Origin of the sequence: Amycolatopsis sp. CB00013, from assembly GCF_001905755.1 — a bacterium.
Classification (GTDB): Bacteria; Actinomycetota; Actinomycetes; order Mycobacteriales; family Pseudonocardiaceae; genus Amycolatopsis; species Amycolatopsis japonica.
In genome coordinates this window covers 189284-211964 of sequence record NZ_LIWC01000005.1, presented here as the reverse complement: position 1 = coordinate 211964, position 22681 = coordinate 189284, and the positions used below count along the sequence as shown (strand labels likewise).

Genomic DNA, 22681 nt, shown 5'->3' with positions numbered 1-22681 from the left:
GGACACGGGTGTCGAACGTTCAGGAACTGCAAGGGGTGCTCGACGAGGAAGCGCGTCGCGCGAGTGTCCCCGGGGCCGTGGTGGGGGTGACGCACCGGGGCGAGGAGTCGGTGTTCGCCACCGGGGTGTCCAGTGTGGACACCGGGCTCCCGGTCGATCCCGGCACGTTGTTCATGATCGGCTCCACCAGCAAGACGTTCGCCGCGGCCGCCGTCATGGCACTGGTCGAAGACGGGGTGCTGGATCTGGACCGGCCGGTCGTCGACCACCTTCCCGATCTCCCGCTGGTGGATCCGGTGGCGCGGAAGACGGTCACCCTGCGCCATCTGCTCACGCATTCGGCCGGGTTCCTCGGCGACGTGGACTTCACCACCGGATGGGGTGACGACGCGCTGGCCCTCGCGATCGCGAAGTTCGGCGAACTCCCGCAGAATTTCGCGCCCGGTGAGGTGTTCTCCTACTGCAACGCCGGGTTCCAGTTGGCCGGGCGGGTCGTCGAGGTGGCGGCGGGCGAGCCTTTCGAAGACGTCGTCCGCGCCCGGCTGCTCGAACCGCTCGGTATGACCGAGTCGTATTACCTGCCGTGGGAGGTGCTCACCCGGCGTCACGCCGTCGGTCACGTGCTGCGAGACGGCGGGCCGGCGGTCGAGCACACCGTGGGCCTGACCCGGGCCGACAGCGCGAGCGGCGGCCTCTGGTCGACGGCGGGTGACCAGCTGAAGTGGGCCCGGTTCTTCCTGACCGGCGAGGCCGAGGGGAAGCCGCCGCTCAGCGAGGCCACCCGTGACCTCATGCGCGCGCCGCAGCGCAAGGCCGCGCTGCGCTTCGAAGAGGTCGGCCTGAGCTGGCTGCACACGACCCACGGCGCGGCACGGCTGGTCCGGCACGGCGGCAACGTGAGCAATCTGCAGCTGTCGGATTTCGTGACGCTGCCCGAGCACGATTTCGCCGTCACGGTGCTGACCAACAGTGCGGGCGGATCGGCACTGGGCGCCAAGATCGTCGACTGGTGCCTGGAGAACGTGGTCGGGCTGCCGCCGCTCGTGAGCCCGCCACCTGTGCCCCAGCCGGATATCGCCGAGTACCTGGGCCGCTACCGGACCGGTGACCTGACGTTCGTGATCAGCGACCAAAACGGCGCCCTCTGGGCCCAGCTGGTCGCCGAAATCGAGGACTTCCCGTCGCCTCCGCCGTTCGAGGCCGTGTTCGTCGGCGACGACGCGATCGCCCCGGCCGCGGACACCCGCAAGCCCACCGCCCGGTTCCTGCGGGACGAGCGTGGACGGGTGACTTCGGTCGAGTTCGGTGGCCGGACGGCGAAGCGAGGCGCTACGGTTACCGGGTAGTAACTTCGGCTGACCAGGAGTGACCATGAGCGAAAAGGCGACCGCGTTGTTGCTGAACCCGGGTGGGTACGACCCCCAGCAGTTCGACCCGGAGACGCGTCGCCTGTTGCGTGCCACCATCGAGTGGTTCGAACAGCGTGGCAAGCGCAAGCTCGTCGAGGACTACCACGACCGGACCTTCTACGCGGACTTCATCGAGTTCGCGGGCAAGGAAGGCCTGTTCTCGACCTTCCTCACTCCCGGCGCCAACGCCGAGGGGAACCCCGACAAGCGCTGGGACACCGCGCGGGTCGCGGCCCTGTCGGAAATCCTCGGCTTCTACGGCCTGAACTACTGGTACCCGTGGCAGGTCACCATCCTCGGCCTGGGCCCGGTGTGGCAGAGCGCGAACGAGGCCGCCCGCAAACGCGCGGCGGACTCGCTCGCGGCCGGCGGCGTCGCCGCGTTCGGACTGTCCGAAAAGGAGCACGGGGCCGACATCTACTCGTCGGACCTCGTGCTCACCCCGGACGGCGCGGGCGGCTACCGCGCGAACGGCTCGAAGTACTACATCGGCAACGGGAACTGCGCGCGGACGGTGTCGGTCTTCGGCCGCATCGAAGGCGTCGAGGGGCCGGACCAGTACGTGTTCTTCTACGCGGACTCGGAGCACCCGAACTACCGCGTGGTGAAGAACGTCGTGCCGTCGCAGATGTACGTCGCCGAGTTCGAGCTCAACGACTACCCGGTGTCCGAAGAGGACATTCTGCACGTCGGCGCCGAAGCGTTCTCCGCGGCGCTGAACACGGTCAACATCGGCAAGTTCAACCTGTGCTTCGGCGGCATCGGGATGTCGACGCACTCGCTGTACGAGGCGATCACGCACGCGCACAACCGGGTGCTCTACGGCAAGAAGGTCACCGATTTCCCGCACGTGCGCCGGGAATTCGTCGAGGCGTACGCGCGGCTCGTCGCGATGAAGCTGTTCTCCGACCGTGCCGTGGACTACTTCCGTAGCGCGAACGCGGACGACCGCCGGTACCTGCTGTTCAACCCGATCACCAAGATGAAGGTGACCACCGAGGCGCAGAAGGTCATCGGCCTGGTCGCGGATGTGGTGGCGGCCAAGGGTTTCGAGGCCGACACCTATCTCGCGATGTCCAAGAACGACATCGACGGCCTGCCGAAACTCGAAGGCACGGTGGCGGTGAACCTCGCGCTGATCGCGAAGTTCGTGCCCGCGTACCTGTTCGCGCCGCAGGCCTACGAGCCGGTGCCGACCCGGTCCGACGCGGCTGACGACGAGTTCCTGTTCCGCCAGGGGCCTGCGCGCGGGCTGTCGAAGGTGCGGTTCCACGACTGGCGTGAGGCCTACGCCAAGGCGGCCTCGATCCCGAACGTCGCGCGGTTCACCGAACAGGCCGAGGCGCTGGTGAAGCTGTTCACCGACGCGGCCCCGGACGAGGCGCAGCAGCAGGACCTCGACTTCGGCCTCGCGCTGACCGAGCTGTTCACACTGGTCGTCTACGGGCAGCTGGTGCTGGAGCAGGCGGAGATCACCGGCATCGAGACCGAGGTCGTCGACCAGATCTTCGCCGTGCTGGTGCAGGACTTCAGCGTCGCGGCGATCGACCTGCACGGGAAGTCGTCCTCAACCGAGGCGCAGCAGGCGTTGGCGCTCGCTTCGATCCGGAAGCCGGTCGTGGACGCGGACCGCTTCGACCACGTGTGGTCCCTGGTCCGCGATCTCTCCGGTACCTACGCGATGAACCCCTGACCCAAGTACATGAAGGCCCCCATCCTTGCGCCTGGGTACAGGATGGGGGCCTTCATGTACTTCTGAGCCTTACTTGCCGAAACCGGCCTTCCGGAGCGCGTCCGCCATGGCGCCGCCGCCACCGGAGTTCCCGCCGCGGTCCCGGCCGCCACCACGGCCGCCCTGGCCGCCACGCTGACCGCCGCCCTGACGCTGTCCGCCCTGGCCGCGGTCACGACCGCCGCCGCCCTGCTCGCGAGCGGGCTTGCCGGGTTCGTCGTCCAGGCGCAGGGTCAGCGAGATCCGCTTGCGCGGCACGTCGACCTCCAGCACCTTCACCTTGACGATGTCGCCCGGCTTCACGACCTCACGCGGGTCCTTGACGAAGTTCTTCGACAGCGCCGAGACGTGCGCGAGCCCGTCCTGGTGCACGCCGACGTCGATGAACGCGCCGAACGCGGCCACGTTCGTCACGACGCCTTCCAGCCGCATCCCCGGCTTGAGGTCGCCGATCTTCTCGACGCCGTCGGCGAAGGTCGCGGTCTTGAACGCCGGACGAGGGTCGCGGCCCGGCTTGTCGAGTTCGGCGAGGATGTCGGTCACCGTCGGGAGACCGAACGTGTCGTCGACGAATTCCGACGGCTTCAGCGCCTGCAGCGTCCGCGTGTTGCCGATCAGCGCGCGGATGTCGGTGCCGGTCGAGGTCAGGATCCGCCGCACCACCGGATAGGCCTCGGGGTGCACCGAGGACGAGTCGAGCGGGTCGTCGCCGTCCGGGATCCGGAGGAAGCCCGCGCACTGCTCGAAGGCCTTCGGGCCCAGCCGCGCGACCTCCTTGAGCCCGCTGCGGGTCTTGAACGGCCCGTTCTCGTCGCGGTGCGCGACGATGTTCTCCGCCAGCGTCGTCGTGATACCCGAAACGCGGGTCAGCAGCGGCGCCGACGCGGTGTTGACGTCCACGCCGACGGCGTTCACACAGTCTTCGACCACCGCGTCGAGTGACCGCGACAGCGAGATCTCCGACAGGTCGTGCTGGTACTGCCCGACACCGATCGACTTCGGATCGATCTTCACCAGTTCCGCCAGCGGGTCCTGCAGCCGCCGCGCGATCGAGACCGCGCCGCGCAGCGAGACGTCCATGCCCGGCAGTTCCTGCGAAGCGAACGCCGACGCCGAATAGACCGACGCGCCGGCCTCCGAGACGACGGCCTTCGTCAGCTTCAGTTCCGGGTGCTTCTTGATCAGCTCGCCGGCGAGCTTGTCGGTCTCGCGCGACGCGGTGCCGTTGCCGATCGAGATCAGGTCCACCTTGTGCCGGGCGCACAGCGCGGCGAGTTCGGCGATGGACTGGTCCCATTTGTTCGCGGGCTGGTGCGGGTAGATCACGTGGGTGCCGACGACCTTGCCGGTCGCGTCGACGACGGCGACCTTGACGCCGGTGCGGAAGCCAGGGTCGAGGCCCATCGTGGCGCGGGTGCCCGCCGGGGCGGCGAGCAGCAGGTCGCGCAGGTTCGCGGCGAACACGCGGACGGCGTCGTCCTCGGCCGACTGACGCAGCCGCATCCGCAGGTCGATCCCCAGGTGCAGCAGGATCTTCGTCCGCCACGCCCAGCGGACGGTGTCGCCGAGCCACTTGTCGGCCGGGCGGCCCTCGTTCGAGATGCCGAACTTGTGGGCGATGCGGTTCTCGTACTCGGTCGGCCCCGTGCGCGGTTCTTCGGAGGGCTCCTCCGACTCCATCGTGAGGTCGAGGATCTCTTCCTTCTCGCCGCGGAGCATCGCGAGGATCCGGTGCGAGGGGAGCTTCGTGTAGGGCTCGGAGAACTCGAAGTAGTCGGAGAACTTCGCGCCCTCTTCGGCCTTGCCGTCGCGGACCTTCGAGGCCAGACGGCCTTCCGCCCACATCTTCTCGCGCAGCTCGCCGATCAGGTCGGCGTCTTCGGCGAAGCGCTCGACGAGGATCGCGCGGGCACCGTCCAAGGCGGCCTGCGCGTCCGCGACACCCTTGTCGGCGTCGACGAACACCGCGGCGGCGGCCTGCGGGTCGGTGTTCGGGTCGCTCAGCAGCCCGTCGGCGAGGGGCTCCAGACCGGCCTCGCGGGCGATCATCGCCTTCGTGCGCCGCTTGGGCTTGTACGGCAGGTAGATGTCCTCGAGACGGGACTTGGTGTCTGCCGCCATGATCGACGCTTCGAGCGCCTCGTCCAGCTTGCCCTGACTGCGGATCGACTCCAGCACCGCGACCTTGCGCTCGCCGAGTTCCCGCAGGTAGCGGAGGCGCTCTTCGAGCGTGCGGAGCTGGGTGTCGTCCAGCATCCCGGTGACCTCTTTGCGGTACCGGGCGATGAACGGCACGGTCGATCCGCCGTCCAGCAGGTCGACGGCCGCCTTGACCTGCCCCTCGCGCACGCCGAGTTCTTCGGCGATCTTCTGCTCGACTGTCTGCAGGCCCTGCACGCTCACTCCCACGCTCCTGAAATCCGCCCTCGGGTGCTCTCGGACCCTGCATTCTGCCGCTCGCGCCGAGCCGACTTTCGTATGGCCTCCCCTAAGCGAACCCTTGACAGTTGTATTGGTCTGTACCATTTTGATGTGGCCGACATCACCCGTTCGTGGAGGCCAGTCGTGAAAGTGAAGCCGAAACACGCGTTCCTCGCCCTGCTGTCGTCACTGGCCGTGTGCCTGGGGGTGACTTTCGCGGTCTCGGGCAACGCCTCGGCCGCCAACATCCTGACCAACCCGGGCTTCGAACTCGGGACCACGAGCGGCTGGACCTGCTCCGGCACGTCCTCCGTGGTCACCACACCGGTCCACTCGGGAAGCCGCGCGCTCAGCGCCACCCCCGCCGGACAGGACAACGCCCGCTGCTCGCAGAGCGTGCCGGTCAAGGCCAACACCGCGTACACGCTTTCGGCGTGGGTGCAGGGCAGCTACACCTACCTCGGTGTCACCGGCACCGGGACGGGTGACAAGAACACCTGGACCCCGGGCGGCGGCAGCTGGTCGCAGCTCTCGCTGAGCTTCACCACCGGCGCGTCCACCACCAGCGTCGAGATCTACCTGCACGGCTGGTACGGCCAGCCCGCGTACTTCGCCGACGACGTGAACCTCGACGGCCCCGGCGGCTCGCCCACCACGACGCCGACCACGCCGACGACGTCCACGAGCCCGACGACCACGACGTCGAACCCGCCGACGACCACGACGAGCACCCCGCCGACCGGGAACCTGCCGAAGCACGTGATCACCGGCTACTGGCAGAACTTCTACAACGGCGCGAAGGCACTCAAGCTCGCCGACGTGCCGACGAAGTACAACATCATCGCGGTGTCCTTCGCCGACGCGACGGCCACGCCGGGCGCGGTCACCTTCACCCTCGACTCCGGTCTGTCGAGCCAGCTCGGCGGCTACACCGACGCGCAGTTCAAGGCCGACATCAAGACGGCGCAGGCGCGCGGGCAGAAGGTCATCCTGTCCGTCGGCGGCGAGAAGGGCACGATCCGCGTCGACTCGTCGGCCGCGGCGACGAACTTCTCCAACAGCATGAAGTCGCTCATCGCGACCTACGGCTTCGACGGCGTCGACATCGACCTCGAGAACGGCGTCAACGCGACCTACATGGCGCAGGCGCTGCGCAGCATCCACGCCGCGGGCGGCACCGTCATCACCATGGCGCCGCAGACGATCGACATGCAGAGCCCGGCGGCGGAGTACTTCAAGCTGGCGCTGAACGTCAAGGACATCCTGACCATCGTCAACATGCAGTACTACAACAGCGGCACGATGCTCGGCTGTGACCAGAAGGTCTACTCGCAGGGCACGGTCGACTTCCTCACCGCGCTGGCCTGCATCCAGCTGCAGAGCGGCCTGCGGGCCGACCAGGTCGGGCTCGGCCTGCCCGCCTCCGGTTCCGCCGCGGGTGGCGGCTACCAGGCGCCCGGCAACACGGTCAGCGCGCTGAACTGCCTGGCGAAGGGCACGAACTGCGGCTCGTTCAAGCCCTCGACGACGTACCCGGCGATCCGGGGCGCGATGACCTGGTCGATCAACTGGGACGCCTCGCAGGGCTACGCGTGGTCGAACACGGTGAGCGCGGGCCTGGCCGGCCTCCCGTGATGATCCGCTAGACCGGGGCGGGGCACCGTCGTCGCGCGGGCGACGGTGCTCCGCCCTTTCCACTTCACGCGTTTCGTCCTCTGGATGCGGTAGTTGGCAGGGCGAACTACCGCATCCAGAGGACGAAACGCGGGGGTCAGAGCGGGGTGAGGGGGAGGCGCAGGGCCGCCGGGGCCTCCGGAGGGACGACGGGCTTCAGCGGCGCGACAGGGGATAGGCGCCGGTAGGCGGAGCCGAGCGGCGGCCGGGGATCGTCCTCACCTTTGTTGGGCCACAACGACATCGCGCGTTCCGCCTGCGCGGTGATGGTCAGCGACGGGTTCACGCCGAGGTTCGCCGAGATCGCCGAACCGTCGGCGATGTGCAGCCCCGGATACCCGTGCACCCGCTGGTACGGATCGACGACGCCGGTCTCGGCGCTGTCGCCGATCGCGCAGCCGCCGATGAAATGCCCGGTGACCGGGATGTTCGCCAGATCCGTCCACGCGCCCTGCGCCAGCCCGCCGATCTTGTCCGCCACCCGCCGGGTGACCTCGTGCCCGGCCGGGATCCATTCGGGGTTCGGGTCACCGATGCCCTGTTTCGTGGTCATCCGGCGGCCGAAGAGCCCGCGTTTCGTGTACGTGGTCACGGAATTGTTCAGCGTCTGCATCACCAGCAGCCCGACCATCCGTTCCGACCAGCGTCGCGGGTTGTGCAGCCGCACCAGGTTCCGCCGGTGCCGCCACAGCTCACGGACGCCCAGCGCCCACCGGCGTTTGCCCGGCTCGGCGTCCACGAGCACCGTCGCGAGCAGTCCCATGGCGTTGCTGCCCTTGCCGTAACGCACCGGTTCGACATGCGTGACGGCGTCGGGATGGATCGACGACGTGATCGCGACGCCGCGCGTGAAGTCCGTGTCCTTGCGCAGCGAGCGCGCGGCGAGCACCGCCTCGGAATTCGTCCTGGCGAGCAGGCCCAACCGCGGCGACAGCTCCGGCAGGGTGCCCGAATCCTTGAGCGAGTGCAGAAGTCGTTGCGTGCCGAGGGAAGCGGCGGCGAACACGACCTGCTCGGCGGTGAAGGTCCGCTTGGCCTTGCGGACCCACCGTCCTGTTCGGACGGTGTCGACCGCGTAGCCGCCGCCGATCGGCCGGACCGACACCGCGGTGGTCAGCGGGTGGACCTCCGCGCCCGCCTTCTCCGCCAGGTACAGGTAGTTCTTGACAGTGGTGTTCTTCGCGCCCACCCGGCAGCCGGTCATGCACTCGCCGCAGTGCGTGCACGGCTTCCGCAGCGGGCCTTCGCCGCCGAAGAACGGGTCGACGTCGCGCGCGCCGAAGTGGACGCCGACCGGAGTCGGCCGGTAGGTGTCCGCGATCCCCATGTCCTCGGCGACTTCGCGCAGCACGCGGTCGGCCGGGGTGACCAGCGGGTTCTCGACCACACCCAGCATCCGTTTCGCCTGGTCGTAATGCGGGGCGAGTTCGGCCTTCCAGTCGGTGATGCGCGCCCACTGCGGATCCCGATAGAAGGTGTCCGGGGGCTCGTAAAGCGTGTTCGCGTAGACGAGCGAGCCGCCGCCGACACCCGCGCCGCTCAGGACGAACGTGTTCTTCAGCAGGGTCAGCCGCTGGATGCCGAAGCAGCCCAGTTTCGGGGCCCACAGGTACTTCCGCAGCCGCCACGAGGTCTTCGCGAACTCGTCGTCGGCGAAGCGGCGGCCGGTCTCCAGCACGCCGACGCGATAGCCCTTCTCGGTGAGCCGCAACGCGGTCACGCTGCCGCCGAAACCGGAGCCGATCACCAGCACGTCGTAGTTCATCGTGGTCCCGCCGTCCGGTAGTCGCCGAGGTCGAGCGTCTTCGTCCGGCGGTCGTATTCGGTGACCAGACCGGGCCAGTTCGTGCTCACGCGGCCGTTCTCCTGGCGGTACCAGCTGGCGCAGGTCGTCCAGACGCTCTTGCCCAGCCGCCGCTGGATCTCCTCGTCGTACCGCTGCTCGACCTCCGGGACGACGTCCATATAGGACACTTCGGGTTTCGCGAGGTGTTCGACGGCCTGACGGATGTAGCGGGCTTGCCGTTCGATCATGTAGATGATGGAGCCCGCGCCGAGGTTCGTGTTCGGGCCGTAGACGCAGAACAGGTTCGGGAAACCCGGCACGGTCATGCCGAGGTACGCCCGCGCGCCGCCCTTCCACGCGTCCGACAACGCTTTTCCGCCGAGGCCTTCCACCTTCAGCTCGCCGAGGAAGTCGGTCGCCGCGAAACCGGTGCCGTAGACGATGACGTCGGCCTCGTGCTCGACGCCGTCCTCGGTGAGCACGCCGGACGGGGTGATCGCGCTGATACGCCGCGTCTCCACGGCGACGTTGTGCTGCGCCAGCGCGGGCAGGTACTCGTTGGTGAACAGGATCCGTTTGCAGCCCAGCGGGTAGTCCGGGGTGAGTTTCTCGCGCAGCGCCGGATCCTTGATGTGACGGCGGCGCAGCTGGGCCGTCCGTAGCTCGAAGACCTTGGCCAGCAACGGATGCTTCGTCATCGCGTAGGTCGCGTACTCGGCGAGCAGGAAGATCCGGAGCCTGCCGAGTAACTGGGTAGCGGGCAGGTGCCGGAACAGTCGCTGTTGCCAGCGCCGGTAGCTGGTGTCCCGTTTCGCCATGATGTAGGGCGCGGTGCGCTGGAAGACGGTCAGTTCGCCCGCCTGGCGCTGGAGTTCGGGCACGAACTGGATCGCGCTCGCGCCGGTGCCGATCACCGCGACCTTCTTGCCGCGCAGATCGACGTCGTGATCCCAATGCGCGGAGTGGAAGCTGGTGCCTTCGAAGGTCTCCTGGCCGGGGATGTCCGGCTGGACGGGCCGCGAGAGCTGGCCGACGGCAGGGACGAAGACGTTCGCTTCGTACGTCTCGCCGCCCGCGGTCTCCACCCGCCAGAGCCCGCGTTCCTCGTCGAAGGCCGCGGAGGTGACGCGGACGCCGAACCGGATGTGCGGTTCGAGCCCGTAGCGGCGCACCACGCGTTTGAGGTACTCGTGGATGTCCGGTTGCAGCGAGAACCGCTTCGGCCAGTCCGGATTGGGCTCGTAGGAGAACGAGTACAGCGGCGACGGGATGTCGCAGCCCGCGCCGGGATACGTGTTCTCCCGCCAGACGCCGCCGGGTTCGTCGGCGCTCTCCAGGATGGTGAAGTCGTCGAAGCCGGCGCGTTTGAGCTCGATCGCCGTCCCGACCCCGCCGAAGCCCGTCCCTACGATCAGCACACTCGTATCGCCCATGCCGATCGAAGTTACCCAGCGGTCACCCCTGGTGGAAGTACACGAGCGGCCACTCGATCGAGATTTCCGGCCACGCCCCCGCTCGCATTCAGAGGACTAAATGCACCGAGTGGGTCTCCGCCTGGGGGTGCGCCCAGGCCAGGAGGCGGTGCGCGGAGCTCTCCAGGGTGTCCAGATCGCGCTTCGGGACGCGCTCGAACGGCGTGATCACCACCGAAGCCTCCTTCTTCACCGTCTTGATCTCCCAGAAGCCCTTCACCATGCCGCCGACCAGGATGGTGCCTTTGACCAGGCCGTTCTGCGTGATGACGACCTTGCGGTGCTCGTCGCTGATCACCCGCGTGCGGTCGGCGTAGGACAGGACGGTCTGGTCGAACGGGCCCAGCAGCCGCGCGGGCGCGGGGGTGTCCGGATCCGGACGCGAGGCCTCGGGCAGGTCGAAGAGCTCGCGGCCGTTCTCGTCGCGGAACGTCCGCAGCTCCGGCCGCAGCCGCTCGGCGACGTCGCCGAGCTTCGTGATCCCGGCCCAAGCCTGCGCGTCTTGCACGCTGGCCGGCCCGAACGCGGCCAGATAGCGCCGGAACATCGCTTCCGGCGATGGCGAGGTGTCCGGTTCGGCTCCCAGCCAGTCCCCGGTGGTCTGGTACGTCGGCTGCCCGGACTTGCCCCAGACGCCGCGCGGCGGGATCTGCACCAGCGGCAGCAGCGCCCGTGCGACGTGCACCAGCGACGACGGCGCGACGCCTTCCCAGTGCTTCGCCAGTTCCGCGCCGAGGCCTGCCGACGAAAGCGGCCGCTCACCCAGCAGTTTGCGGGCGGTGCGGGCGATCTCCTGGTGGTCGAGGCCCTTGATGTCGGGGCCGTGCTGGGTGTTGCCGAGCACCGAGCGGTCGTAGAGCGGCTGCACGATGGGGCGCCACGCGAGCGCGTCCGACGGCGTGACCAGGTGCACCGTGCCGCGCATGAGCGCGATCCGCACGACGCTCTTGTCCAGCAGGAGGCTCGCGAGGTCTTCCTGGCGGAAGCCGTGCAGCCGGGTCCACAGCGCGAAGTACGGCGGGTTCGGCGCCTGCGCCTGCAGCCCGGCCAGATGCTCGACCGCTTCGAGCGCGGTCATCTTCGAACGCCGGAGCAGCAACTGCCGGTCCAGCATGGCGCGGTTCAGCGCGCGCCTGCTCAACGTGTCGGACATGCCGCTCACCCTAAAGGGGATCAAGGACAGTTATGGTCCTCAATGGGCCGATTGTCGCCAGGGGATCCATAATCCCGGCCATGGAACTACCGCCGCCGGTGATCCGGGACTGGGACTACCCGCGCGGCACGGCGAGCATCGTGCTCATGGCCCGCTTCGCCGCCGAAAACGGCGTCGAGGGGCTGGAGTCCTACGAACACGCCCCCGTGGACGGCCAGGTCGACGCGCGTCAGGAACTCGCCGTGGTCCGGGCCCTGGTCCGCGGGCTCGGCGGCGAGGACGCCGTCGCGCTGCGGCTGAGCAGGCGATACCGGGTCAGCGCGTTCGGCATCTTCGGGTTCGCGTGCATCAGCAGCCCGACGCTGGGGGACGCGATGCGCTTCGCCCTGCGCTACCTGGACCTGAGCTTCACGTTCTGCATCCCGCACGTGACCGTCGAGGCGGGACGGCTCGCGCTCGCCATGGACGACAGCCGCGTGCCCGGCGACGTCGCCCGCTTCCTGCTGCTGCGCGACCTCGGCGCCATCCACACCGTCATGCGCGACATCCTGCCGGACATCTCCTTGCGCTCCTTGGCCTTCCGGCACGACAAACCCTCCACTGTGGACGAATACGTGCGGACCTTCGGGCTGGCGCCGTCGTTCTCGGCGACGTCGCATGTCGCCACCCTGGACCCGCTCCTCCTCGACAAACCGCTGCCGCAGGCCAACGACCAGACCGTCGCGGTGTGCGCCGCGCAATGTGAACTGCTGGTGTCACGGAAACGGGAGCGATCCGGGATCGCCCAGCAGGTCCGGGAAAGACTGGTACGGCTCGGCGGGGTCGACGCGGGTATGGAGGAGGTCGCGCGGCAGCTCGCGCTCAGCCCCCGGACCCTGCGGCGACGGCTGTTCGAGGCCGGGACCGGCTACCGGGCCCTGCTCGACGAGGTCCGCCAGGCGCTGGCGGAGGAGATGCTGGACACCGGCGCGCTCACCGTGGAGGACGTCGCGCTGCGGCTGGGCTACGCGGAGGCGTCGAGTTTCATCTACGCCTTCAAACGCTGGAAGGGGATGACGCCGGCGGCCTACGCCCGGCGGAACGCGTTGCGAGCACGGCCGGGTAGGTGACCCGCAGCAGGTGCAGGATCGACTCGGTGAGGAAGACCCGCAGCTCCTCCCGGCCGAGCGTGCCGCGGATCAGCCATTCGCGTGACGCCGCGCGCAGCATCCCGCCGTACGACCGGATCATCGCGCGGAGTTCTTCGCGACCCTCGGTGACGTCGCTCATCAACGCGGCCGCGAGCACGCGATCGGCGGCGATCTCGTCACCCTCCAGCATGATCCGCTCGATCTCCGGGTCGCGGCCCACCGCCTCCGGGCCGATCGCCGTCAGCCACGCCTGCTCGTTGCGCTCGACGACCTCGATCCAGTGCCGGACGCTGATCGCGAGCCGCTCTTCGGCGGTCGTCTCCGGCAGGTTCTCGATCACCGGCGCCGGGACGATCATCATCTGCCGGACGACTTCCAGGTACAGCTCGCGTTTGCTGCCGAAGTAGTGGTTGATCAGCGGCCGGGCCACCCCGGCGGCCTTCGCGATGTCCGAGGTCGAAACCGAGGCGTACGTGCCCTCGCCGAACAGCCGCCGGGCCGCGGTCAGGATCTCGGCGCGCCGGGCGGCCGGTTCGAGGCGGCGCCGCCGGGCCTCCGGATCGGTGCTCATGGGCCGAGCGTAACCGTTTCGAAGAGAGCTTCGGACGGGTTGCCTGACTCGCAGAACATCGTCACTCCGCGGTCGACCGCGGACAACGCGGCGTTGATCCGGCCATGGAGGGGCGGCTTCACCAGCCGACCAGCCTCCGTTGGCGGGCACAGCCTCACAGACCGGATCTCAGGGTCTGTCGACTCGATAGCGCCTACTTCTTCTTCGGTGATCAAGCCGCCGTCGAACACGAAAGCCAATCCCTCCGGCATGACGCCTTGTGTGGGGACGTGGTCGACGACCAGCAACGCGCCTAGAGATCGGGTGATGCCCAGCTCTTCGTGGAGCTCGCGGGCCGCAGTCGCCCACGGCGTCTCCTCCGCTTCGACCGCCCCTCCGGGGATCTCCCACTCAGGTTTGTACGTGGTCTCCACCAGCAGCACTCGCGACCGGTCATCACGGAGCAGTACTCCGGCCGCAGTGCGCTTCCGGTTGAGAGAGGCCGCGTATTCACCGAAGGGGAGGAGTTCCACGATTTCGCAGGCTACCGTTCGAGGTGCCGCCGGGCCTCCGGATCGGTGCTCATGGGCCGAGCGTAACCGTTTCACGTGGCCGTCTGCCGTTACTCATTCGGAACAACCCCTCGGTAACCCCTGGGGCCTTCGCGGCGACGTTCGGGGCGGGGGGACCGGGTGTCATGGGTAGGGACGAATGACCAGTGCTGAGCGCGATCCGGTTCGCCGTGCCGGACGGTGGGTCAGTGTCCGGCTGCAGCATCGTGACGTCCGCATCCAAGGTGACACCGGGGAGGAAGCCGTCTCGTACGCGGGGATCGTGATCACGAGTTTCGAGAACGGCGCCGAGGTCTGCGAACGCTGGATCCCGCTCGGGGTGGATCCGTCGGAGGCCGACGACGAACAGCTCATCCAGCAGCTGCGCGACGCGCTGGTCTGGCAGGCTCGGCGGCCGCCGAAGGCCGCGGGGGAGTAACGCCGCTCGCGGGACGGTTCCCAATGTCGCATTTGAGTCGCTCAGCGTCTCTAATGCGACATTGGGAACCCTGACCGACGAACAAGGCCGGCGCAGCGAAGGGGGGACTCGCGTGCTCAGGGACGTGACTCGCGTGATTGGAGCCGTGACTCGCGTGATTGAAGACGGAACGGCCCCAATCACGCGAGATCCGCCTTCAATCACGCGAGTTACGGCTATTGGGTCCGCAGGCCGTCGAAGGCGATCTTGCACACCGCGTCCGCCAGCTCGGTCCCAGCCGAACCACGGCGCGGCCGGTACCACTCGATCAGCGAGTTCACCATGCCGTACAGCAGGCGCGCGGTGACCGCGGGATCGATGTCGGGGCGCACGTCGCCCTCGGTTTCGGCCTGTTTCACCAGTTCCGTGACGAGCCGGTCGAATTCGCGCCGCCGCGCGAGCGCCGCCCGTTCGATTTTGGTGTTGCCGCGCACCCGCAGCAGCAGGGTCACGAACGGCAGCTGGTCGACCAGCACCAGGACACTGCCCCGCACCAGATGCTCCAGCTTTTCGATCGCCTTGCCCTCGAAGGATTCCGTCTCGGCGGCGACGGCGAACAGGCCGTTCAGCGCGCGGTCGACGGCGAGCCGCAGCAGCTCCTCCTTGCTCGGCACGTGGTGGTAGATCGCGGATTTCGTGATGCCGAGCTTGCGGGAGAGGTCCTCCATGCTGGTGCCGTCGTAGCCGCGCTCGTTGAACAGCTTCACCGCGACCTGCAGCAGCGACTCGAGGTCGTAACCGGGACGCCCCCGGCGGGCGGGGGTGCTCAAGCGCGGTCCCGTTCGTCGAGGACGCGGCGCATCTTGCCCAGCGAGCGTTCCAGCGTGTCCGGGTCGACGACCTCGACGCCGACGCTCACGCCGACCCCGTCCTTCACCCCGGCGATCAGCCGGGCGGCGGCCTCGGCGCGCTGCTCGGCGGTCGCGTCCGGACGCGCTTCGACGCGGACGGTCAGGTGGTCCATCCGGCCCTTCGTCGACCGGATCAGCTGGAAATGCGGCGCGAGCGCGGGGGTCACCAGCACGACTTCCTCGATCTGCGTGGGGAAGACGTTGACGCCACGCAGGATGATCATGTCATCGCTACGCCCGGTCACCTTCTCCATCCGCCGGTACGCCGGCCGTGCGGTGCCCGGCAGCAGCCTGGTCAGGTCGCGCGTGCGGTACCGGATGATCGGCAGCGCCTGCTTGGTGAGCGAGGTGAACAGCAGCTCACCTTCGGCGCCGGTCGGTTTCTCGGTGAACGGGTCGATCACCTCGGGGAAGAAGTGGTCCTCCCAGATGTGCAGCCCGTCCTTGGTCTCGACGCATTCCTGCGCGACGCCGGGGCCCATCACCTCGGACAGGCCGTAGATGTCGACCGCGTCGATGCCGACGCGTTCCTCGATCTCCGTGCGCATCTGCTCGGTCCACGGCTCCGCGCCGAAGATGCCGACCTTGAGCGAACTCGTCTGCGGGTCGATGCCCTGCCGCTCGAACTCGTCGAGCAGCGTCAGCATGTACGACGGGGTGACCATGATGATCTCGGGTTTGAAGTCGGTGATGATCTGCACCTGCCGCGCGGTCATGCCGCCGGACGCCGGGATCACCGTGCAGCCGAGCTTTTCGGCGCCGTAGTGCGCGCCGAGCCCGCCGGTGAACAGGCCGTAGCCGTAGGCGACGTGGACCTTGTCGCCCGGCCGCCCGCCCGCGGCGCGGATCGAGCGCGCCATCACCGTCGCCCAGGTGTCGATGTCTTCGGACGTGTAGCCGACGACGGTCGGTTTCCCGGTGGTGCCGCTGGACGCGTGGATCCGGCTCACCTGCGCCTCCGGCACGGCGAACATGCCGAACGGGTAGTTGTCGCGCAGATCCTGTTTGGTGGTGAACGGGAACTTCGCCAGATCTTCCAGCGCCTTGCAGTCGTCCGGGTGAACGCCCGCCTCGTCGAACTTCCGCGTGTAGAAGGGCACGTTGTCGTACGCGTGCCGCAGCGTCCACCGGAGGCGCTTCAGTTGCAGCGCCTGGAGTTCGTCGATGGTGAGGTTCTCGGCTTCGTCGCTGAAAGTCATCGTCACGCCTTCTGGATGGTGCGGCTGCGGCCGCGGAATTCGGCGACGACCTCCGGCCCGTCGGGGGTCTCCCGGTGCACGGTGACGTCGTAGATGCCGTTGCGGCCGTAACGCGTCCGTTCGGTGGCGGTGGCGATGAGGTGGTCGCCGAGTTTGCCCGCCGCGACGAAGGAGATCTCCGCGCCGGCCGCGACGGTCACCGGCCCATGGCTGTTGCAGGCGCAGGCGAAGGTCGTGTCGGCCAGCAGGAAGACGTAGCCGCCGTGGGCGATGTCGTGGCCGTTGACCATCGTCTCGGTGATCCGCATGGTGGCGACGGCGTGGCCTTCGGCGGCCTCGATCAGCTCGATGCCCAGCGCCTTCGACGCCTGGTCGTCGGCGAACATCGTGTGCGCGGCGTTGCTAGTCAAGCCTGACCACCTGGTTACTGACCGAATGGACGGTTGTTAAAGGGTGTCGCAAGTAAAGGCGCGCTTTCGGGCAGATGTCAAGGGTCCACCGCCGTCAGGGGGTTTGCAAGACCCCGGTCACGAGCTACAGTGAATTACTGAACGGACGGTCTGTTAATCCCACCATCGAAGGGTCGGCCCCATGGCATTGCTGCGCAGCTACGTCTCCGGCGGGTGGCACACGGCGGAAAGTGACGGAGTACCGCTGCACGACGCCTCCACCGGCGAAGAGGTCGCCCGGGTCTCGTCCGACGGCATCGACTTCGCCGCCGCGCTGGAGTACGGCCGCCGCGTCGGCGGCCCCGCGCTGCGCGAGCTGACCTTCCACCAGCGTGCCGCGCTGCTGAAGGCACTGGCCTCCCACCTGCGCGAACACCGCGAGGAGCTGTACGCGCTCTCCGCGCGTACGGGCGCGACTAAGGGCGACTCGATGGTCGACATCGACGGCGGCATCGGCGTGCTGTTCGCCTACTCCAGCAAGGGCAAGCGCGAACTGCCGAACGACACCGTCTACGTCGACGGCAACGTCGAGCCGCTGAGCAAGGGCGGCACCTTCGTCGCCCAGCACATCGCCGTCCCGCTGCGCGGCGTCGCCGTCCAGATCAACGCGTTCAACTTCCCCGTCTGGGGTCCGCTGGAGAAGTTCGCGCCCGCGTTCCTCGCCGGCGTGCCGAGCCTGATCAAGCCGGCCAGCCAGACCGCGTACCTCACCGCGCGGCTGGTCGAGATCATCATCGAATCCGGCATCCTGCCCGAGGGCACGCTGCAGTTCGTCGCGGGCAGCGTCGGCGATCTGCTCGACCACGTCACCGCGCAGGACCTCGTCTCGTTCACCGGCTCCGCGTCGACCGCGCAGAAGCTGCGCGCGCACCCCGCGATCGTGCGCAACTCCGTTCGGTTCAACGCCGAAGCCGACTCGCTCAACCTGTCGATCCTCGGCCCGGACGCCAAACCCGGCACCACCGAGTTCGATCTCTTCGTCAAGCAGCTGACCACCGAGATGACGGTCAAGGCGGGCCAGAAGTGCACCGCCATCCGTCGCGCCTTCGTCCCCGCCGACCTGCTGGACGAGGTCGCCGAGGCCGCGAGCGCGCGGCTGGCGAAGACCACCGTCGGCAACCCGACCGCCGAGGGTGTCCGCATGGGTGCCCTCGCCAGCCTGGAGCAGCGCGAGGAGGTCCGGCGGTCGCTCAAGGCACTGCTGGACGTCGGCACCGTCGTCTTCGGCGACCCGGAGCAGGTCGAGGTCGTCGGCGCGGACGCCGAACGCGGCGCGTTCATCTCACCCGTACTGCTGAAGGCCGACCCGGAGCGCTCCGAGCCGCACGAGGTCGAGGCGTTCGGCCCGGTGTCGACGCTGCTGCCCTACACCTCCACCGAACAGGTCATCGAGCTCGCCGCACGCGGCGGCGGCAGCCTCGTCGGTTCCGTCGTTTCCGCCGACAAGGAGTTCGTGCGCGAGGTCGTCCTCGGCGTCGCGCCGTACCACGGCCGCCTGCTGGTGCTGGACGCCGAAGACGCCAAGGAATCCACCGGCCACGGTTCCCCGATGCCGCAGCTGGTGCACGGCGGCCCCGGCCGCGCCGGTGGCGGCGAGGAGATGGGCGGCGTCCGCGGCGTGCTGCACCACATGCAGCGCACGGCGGTCCAGGGTTCGCCCGCCGCCCTGAGCACGGTCACCGGCCGCTGGGTCGCGGGTGCGCCGCGCGCCGAAGGCGACGTCCACCCGTTCCGGAAGTCCTTGGCGGAGCTCAAGATCGGCGACTCCGTGGTCGCCGGTCCGCGCACCGTCACCCAGGAGGACGTCGACCACTTCGCCGAGTTCACCGGCGACACCTTCTACGCCCACACCGACCCCGAGGCCGCCGCGGCGAACCCGCTGTTCGGCGGGATCGTGGCGCACGGGTACCTCGTGGTCTCGTTCGCCGCCGGCCTGTTCGTCTCGCCGGAGCCCGGCCCGGTGCTGGCGAACTACGGCCTGGAGAACCTGCGGTTCCTCACCCCGGTCAAGGTCGGCGACTCGCTGACCGTGACCTTGACCGCCAAGCAGATCACCCCGCGCATCGACCAGGAGTACGGCGAGGTCCGCTGGGACGCGGACGTCACCAACGCCGACGGCGACTCGGTCGCCAAGTACGACGTGCTCACCCTGGTGGCGAAGGAGCAGTCATGACCGCGACGTTGCCGGAAGAAGACCTCGAACGGCATTTCGAGGCGACGATCGAGCGCGATCAGCGCATCGAACCGCGTGACTGGGTGCCCGAGGGTTACCGCAAGACGATGATCCGGCAGATCGCGCAGCACGCGCATTCGGAGATCATCGGCATGCAGCCGGAGGGCAACTGGATCACCCGCGCGCCTTCCTTGCGGCGTAAGGCGATCTTGCTCGCGAAGGTGCAGGACGAGGCCGGACACGGGCTGTACCTGTACTCCGCGGCCGCCACACTCGGCGCCGATCGCGCGGATCTGACCGACAAGCTGATCAACGGCAAGCAGAAGTACTCGTCGATCTTCAACTATCCGACGCTGACCTTCGCCGACGTCGGCGTGATCGGCTGGCTGGTGGACGGCGCGGCGATCTGCAACCAGGTTCCCTTGTGCCGCAGCTCGTACGGGCCGTACGCGCGCGCCATGATCCGCATCTGCAAGGAGGAGTCCTTCCATCAGCGGCAGGGTTTCGAACTGCTGATGACCATGATGCGCGGCACCGAGAAGCAGCGCGAGATGGTGCAGGAGGCGGTGAACCGCTGGTGGTGGCCGTCGCTGATGATGTTCGGCCCGCCGGACGCGGATTCGCCGAACACCGCGCAGTCGATGGCGTGGAAGGTCAAGCGGCACACGAACGACGAGCTGCGCCAGCGCTTTGTCGACATGTCCATCCCGCAGGCCGAGGCGCTGGGCGTCACCTTCCCGGACCCGGACCTGAAGTGGAACGCCGAACGCGGGCACTACGACTTCGGCGCCGTCGACTGGGACGAGTTCAAGAACGTGTTGAAGGGCAACGGCCCCTGCAACGCCCAGCGCGTCGCGCACCGGCGGCGGGCCCAGGAAGACGGCGCGTGGGTGCGGGAAGCCGCCTCGGCGCACGCAGCGAAGAAGGGTTCGTGATGAAACACGACTGGCCGTTGTACGAGGTGTTCGTCCGGGGCAAGCGCGGGCTGAACCACGTGCACGTGGGTTCGCTGCACGCGGCGGACGACGACATGGCGTTGCACCACGCGCGGGATCTGTACACCCGCCGCAACGAGGGCGTGTCGATCTGGGTCGTGCGCGCGTCGGACATCACGGCGTCCTCGCCGGACGAGAAGGACCCGTTCTTCGCGCCCAGCGGCGACAAGGTGTACCGGCACCCGACGTTCTACGAAATCCCCGACAACGTTCCCCACATCTGACATGAGCTTCGACAACGCCTATGAGGCGATCACCGAGGAGAACGATTCCCGCTGGGCCTTCGGCACCGGGTTCGAGGATCCGCTGTCCGGTGTGGACACCACGGTCCCGTCCGGTGTGGACGGTGCGCGGCTGGCGGCCTATTGCCTGATGCTCGGCGACGACGCGCTGATCTTCTCGCACCGGCTGCAGGAGTGGTGCACGAACGCGCCCGAACTCGAGGACGAGGTCGCGATCGCGAACATCGCGCTCGACCTGCTCGGGCAGGCGCGGCTGCTGCTGGCCCGCGCGGGCAAGGCCGACGGCAGCGAGCGTTCGGAGGATTCGTACGCCTTCTTCCGGAGCGAGCAGGAGTACCGCAACGTCCGCCTCGCCGAACTCGAAGGCGGGCACTTCGGACATCTGATCGCACGGCTGCTGGTGTTCTCGATCTGGCGGCTCGCTTTGCTGCAGCAGCTTCAGTCCTCTGTGGACCCCGTGCTCGCGGCCATCGCGGACAAGGGTGTCAAGGAAGTCGCGTACCACCGCGACTACGCCGCCCAGTGGGCCGTGCGCCTCGGCGACGGCACCGAGTTGTCCCACACGCGGATGCAGGAGGGCCTCGACGCGGTCTGGCCGTACGTGGACGAGCTTTTCGCGGCGCACGAGGTCGAGTTCGTCGATTCACCGTCGCTGCGGCCGGAGTTCGACGCGATCCTGGACCAGGTGCTGGCCGTCGCGACGCTGAAGCGTCCCGAAATCGGTGCCATCGCAGGGGTTTCCGGCCGGATGGGCCGCGACGGTGTGCACACCGAGCGGATGGGCTTCCTGCTGGCGACGCTGCAGAGTGTCGCCAGGGAACATCCGGACGCGACATGGTGACCGCGTACGCCGTGGCGGCCACGGTCACCGACCCGGAACTGCCGATGCTCACCCTCGCCGACCTCGGCGTGCTGCGTGAAGTGTCCGAAGAGGACGGTCGGGTGGTCGTCGCGATCACCCCGACTTACACCGGCTGCCCGGCGATGGACACCATGCGCGACGACCTGGTGCACGCGTTGACCGGCGCGGGCTACGGTGAGGTCGAGGTCCGCACGGTGCTGCAGCCCGCCTGGTCCACCGACTGGATCACCGAGGACGGCAAACGGAAACTGGCCGAGGCCGGGATCGCGCCGCCGGGAGCCGCGCCGCGGCGGACCGGGCCGATCCCGCTCACGTTGAGCCCGGCGGTGTCGTCAGTCCGCTGCCCGAACTGTGGTTCCGCGGACACCGAGGAGCAGTCCCGGTTCAGCGCGACCGCGTGCAAAGCCTTGCGCCGCTGCCGGTTCTGCCTCGAACCGTTCGAACACGTCAAGGAGATCTAGCGTGACCGCAACCCTGCGCCGCATGGGATTCCACGCCCTGAAGGTGGCGGACGTCCAGCGCCTGTGCGACGACGCCGTCGCGGTGACCTTCGACGTGCCCGAAGACCTCGCGGACACCTTCCGCTTCAAGGCGGGGCAGTCGCTGACCCTGCGCCGCGAGATCGACGGCCGCGACGAGCGCCGGTCGTACTCGATCTGCGCGCCCGCCGGCGCGGCGCCGCGGGTCGGCGTCCGTGAGGTGCCGGGCGGGCTGTTCTCGTCGTGGCTCGTGCGCGACGTGAAACCCGGCGACGAGATCGAGGTCGCGCCGCCGACCGGCACCTTCAGTCCCGATCTGGAAGCCGCCGGGCATCACGTGCTGATCGCGGCCGGTTCCGGGATCACGCCGGTGTTGTCGATCGCGTCTTCGCTGCTCAGCGACTCCGACGCGACGGTGACCGTGCTCTACGGCAACCGCCGCACGGACACCGTCATGTTCGCCGACGACCTCGCGGATCTGAAGGACCGTTACCCCGCGCGGCTCGAACTCGTCCACGTGCTCTCCCGTGAACCGCGTGAGGCCGAACTGTTCACCGGGCGGCTCGACGTGGAGAAGCTGCGGCGCCTGTGCAGCGTGCTGATCCCGGTCGAGGACGTCGCGCACTGGTGGCTGTGCGGGCCGTTCGAGATGGTGACCGGCGCACAGGAACTCCTGCGCTCGCTGGACGTCGCGGACGAACGCGTGCATCAGGAACTGTTCTATGTGGACACTCCACCGGAGCCGGTGCATCACGTCGATCCGGCCGTCGTGGGCGCGTCCAGCGAGGTCACGCTGGTGCTCGACGGCCGGTCGACGACGATGACGCTGCCGCGCGGGACTTCGGTGCTCGACGGCGCGCAGAAGTTCCGTCCGGATCTGCCGTTCGCCTGCAAGGGCGGTGTGTGCGGCACCTGCCGGGCGAAGATCTGCGACGGCAAGGTGGACATGCGGCGCAACTTCGCGCTGGAGAAGGCCGAAGTCGACGCCGGTTTCGTCCTCACCTGCCAGTCGGTGCCCGTCTCCGATGCCGTCACCGTGGACTTCGACGCCTGACCCACCCCCGCGTTTCGTCCT

Annotated in this window: 20 protein-coding genes; 11 read left to right on the top strand and 9 right to left on the bottom strand. The window is 68.5% G+C overall.

Annotated features, from left to right (window positions below):
- Window positions 1–8 precede the first annotated feature (8 nt).
- Window positions 9–1346, top strand: coding sequence for a serine hydrolase domain-containing protein (locus tag AMK34_RS31240; protein ID WP_073847730.1), 1338 nt, complete (start codon window positions 9–11; stop codon window positions 1344–1346).
- Between the two features lie 25 nt (window positions 1347–1371).
- The gene (locus tag AMK34_RS31235; RefSeq protein ID WP_073847729.1) at window positions 1372–3102 is read left to right on the top strand and encodes an acyl-CoA dehydrogenase; all 1731 of its coding nucleotides are present in this window, start codon (window positions 1372–1374) and stop codon (window positions 3100–3102) included.
- Between the two features lie 69 nt (window positions 3103–3171).
- On the opposite strand, the gene AMK34_RS31230 is transcribed toward AMK34_RS31235, so the two are convergent.
- Window positions 3172–5544, bottom strand: a complete 2373-nt coding sequence (locus AMK34_RS31230) for a Tex family protein (RefSeq protein ID WP_038517917.1) — start codon at window positions 5542–5544, stop codon at window positions 3172–3174.
- Between the two features lie 162 nt (window positions 5545–5706).
- Between AMK34_RS31230 and AMK34_RS31225 the strand changes: the two genes are divergently transcribed.
- The gene (locus AMK34_RS31225; protein ID WP_038517914.1) at window positions 5707–7197 is read left to right on the top strand and encodes a chitinase; all 1491 of its coding nucleotides are present in this window, start codon (window positions 5707–5709) and stop codon (window positions 7195–7197) included.
- 136 nt (window positions 7198–7333) lie between these two features.
- On the opposite strand, the gene AMK34_RS31220 is transcribed toward AMK34_RS31225, so the two are convergent.
- From AMK34_RS31220 to AMK34_RS31210, 3 genes are all read right to left on the bottom strand, one after another.
- On the bottom strand, window positions 7334–9001 hold the full coding sequence (locus AMK34_RS31220) for a GMC oxidoreductase (protein WP_073847728.1): 1668 nt from the start codon (window positions 8999–9001) through the stop codon (window positions 7334–7336).
- Window positions 8998–10455, bottom strand: coding sequence for a flavin-containing monooxygenase (locus AMK34_RS31215; protein WP_073847727.1), 1458 nt, complete (start codon window positions 10453–10455; stop codon window positions 8998–9000). Before AMK34_RS31215 ends, AMK34_RS31220 begins: the two co-directional genes overlap by 4 nt.
- An 88-nt stretch (window positions 10456–10543) precedes the next feature.
- Complete coding sequence (locus tag AMK34_RS31210; RefSeq protein WP_073847726.1) at window positions 10544–11647, bottom strand: winged helix DNA-binding domain-containing protein; 1104 nt, start codon at window positions 11645–11647, stop codon at window positions 10544–10546.
- 80 nt (window positions 11648–11727) lie between these two features.
- Between AMK34_RS31210 and AMK34_RS31205 the strand changes: the two genes are divergently transcribed.
- On the top strand, window positions 11728–12756 hold the full coding sequence (locus tag AMK34_RS31205) for an AraC family transcriptional regulator (protein WP_038517904.1): 1029 nt from the start codon (window positions 11728–11730) through the stop codon (window positions 12754–12756).
- On the opposite strand, the gene AMK34_RS31200 is transcribed toward AMK34_RS31205, so the two are convergent.
- Window positions 12683–13348 (bottom strand): TetR/AcrR family transcriptional regulator, encoded by a 666-nt coding sequence (locus AMK34_RS31200; protein ID WP_073847725.1) that lies wholly within the window; start codon window positions 13346–13348, stop codon window positions 12683–12685. The two genes, AMK34_RS31205 and AMK34_RS31200, sit on opposite strands and share 74 nt — an antisense overlap.
- Window positions 13345–13860 (bottom strand): NUDIX domain-containing protein, encoded by a 516-nt coding sequence (locus tag AMK34_RS31195; RefSeq protein ID WP_037346619.1) that lies wholly within the window; start codon window positions 13858–13860, stop codon window positions 13345–13347. Before AMK34_RS31195 ends, AMK34_RS31200 begins: the two co-directional genes overlap by 4 nt.
- Before the next feature lie 178 nt (window positions 13861–14038).
- Here AMK34_RS31195 and AMK34_RS31190 point away from each other — a divergent pair, with 178 nt between their 5' ends.
- Window positions 14039–14317 (top strand): hypothetical protein, encoded by a 279-nt coding sequence (locus tag AMK34_RS31190; RefSeq protein WP_073847724.1) that lies wholly within the window; start codon window positions 14039–14041, stop codon window positions 14315–14317.
- A gap of 215 nt (window positions 14318–14532) precedes the next feature.
- On the opposite strand, the gene AMK34_RS31185 is transcribed toward AMK34_RS31190, so the two are convergent.
- Genes AMK34_RS31185 through paaI form a run of 3 tightly spaced genes read right to left on the bottom strand, consistent with a single transcriptional unit; the run spans window position 14533 to window position 16792 of the window.
- The gene (locus AMK34_RS31185; protein WP_034323145.1) at window positions 14533–15126 is read right to left on the bottom strand and encodes a TetR/AcrR family transcriptional regulator; all 594 of its coding nucleotides are present in this window, start codon (window positions 15124–15126) and stop codon (window positions 14533–14535) included.
- Window positions 15123–16406 carry a phenylacetate--CoA ligase PaaK gene (gene paaK, locus AMK34_RS31180; protein WP_073847999.1) on the bottom strand — a complete coding sequence of 428 codons (1284 nt, stop codon included), beginning with the start codon at window positions 16404–16406 and terminating at the stop codon, window positions 15123–15125. Before paaK ends, AMK34_RS31185 begins: the two co-directional genes overlap by 4 nt.
- 2 nt (window positions 16407–16408) lie before the next feature.
- The gene (gene paaI / locus AMK34_RS31175; RefSeq protein WP_038517894.1) at window positions 16409–16792 is read right to left on the bottom strand and encodes a hydroxyphenylacetyl-CoA thioesterase PaaI; all 384 of its coding nucleotides are present in this window, start codon (window positions 16790–16792) and stop codon (window positions 16409–16411) included.
- 205 nt (window positions 16793–16997) lie between these two features.
- Here paaI and paaZ point away from each other — a divergent pair, with 205 nt between their 5' ends.
- Genes paaZ through paaE form a run of 6 tightly spaced genes read left to right on the top strand, consistent with a single transcriptional unit; the run spans window position 16998 to window position 22660 of the window.
- The gene (paaZ, locus tag AMK34_RS31170) at window positions 16998–19028 is read left to right on the top strand and encodes a phenylacetic acid degradation bifunctional protein PaaZ (RefSeq protein WP_073847723.1); all 2031 of its coding nucleotides are present in this window, start codon (window positions 16998–17000) and stop codon (window positions 19026–19028) included.
- Entirely contained in the window at window positions 19025–19963 is a 939-nt protein-coding gene (gene paaA, locus AMK34_RS31165) for a 1,2-phenylacetyl-CoA epoxidase subunit PaaA (RefSeq protein ID WP_038517888.1), read from the top strand. Before paaZ ends, paaA begins: the two co-directional genes overlap by 4 nt.
- Window positions 19963–20247 (top strand): 1,2-phenylacetyl-CoA epoxidase subunit PaaB, encoded by a 285-nt coding sequence (paaB, locus tag AMK34_RS31160; RefSeq protein ID WP_037346994.1) that lies wholly within the window; start codon window positions 19963–19965, stop codon window positions 20245–20247. The genes paaA and paaB overlap by 1 nt, the downstream gene beginning before the upstream one ends.
- A gap of 1 nt (window position 20248) precedes the next feature.
- Window positions 20249–21106, top strand: coding sequence for a 1,2-phenylacetyl-CoA epoxidase subunit PaaC (gene paaC / locus AMK34_RS31155; protein ID WP_073847722.1), 858 nt, complete (start codon window positions 20249–20251; stop codon window positions 21104–21106).
- Window positions 21100–21588, top strand: a complete 489-nt coding sequence (paaD, locus tag AMK34_RS31150) for a 1,2-phenylacetyl-CoA epoxidase subunit PaaD (RefSeq protein ID WP_037346628.1) — start codon at window positions 21100–21102, stop codon at window positions 21586–21588. Before paaC ends, paaD begins: the two co-directional genes overlap by 7 nt.
- Before the next feature lies 1 nt (window position 21589).
- The gene (gene paaE / locus AMK34_RS31145) at window positions 21590–22660 is read left to right on the top strand and encodes a 1,2-phenylacetyl-CoA epoxidase subunit PaaE (protein ID WP_073847721.1); all 1071 of its coding nucleotides are present in this window, start codon (window positions 21590–21592) and stop codon (window positions 22658–22660) included.
- Window positions 22661–22681 lie beyond the last annotated feature (21 nt).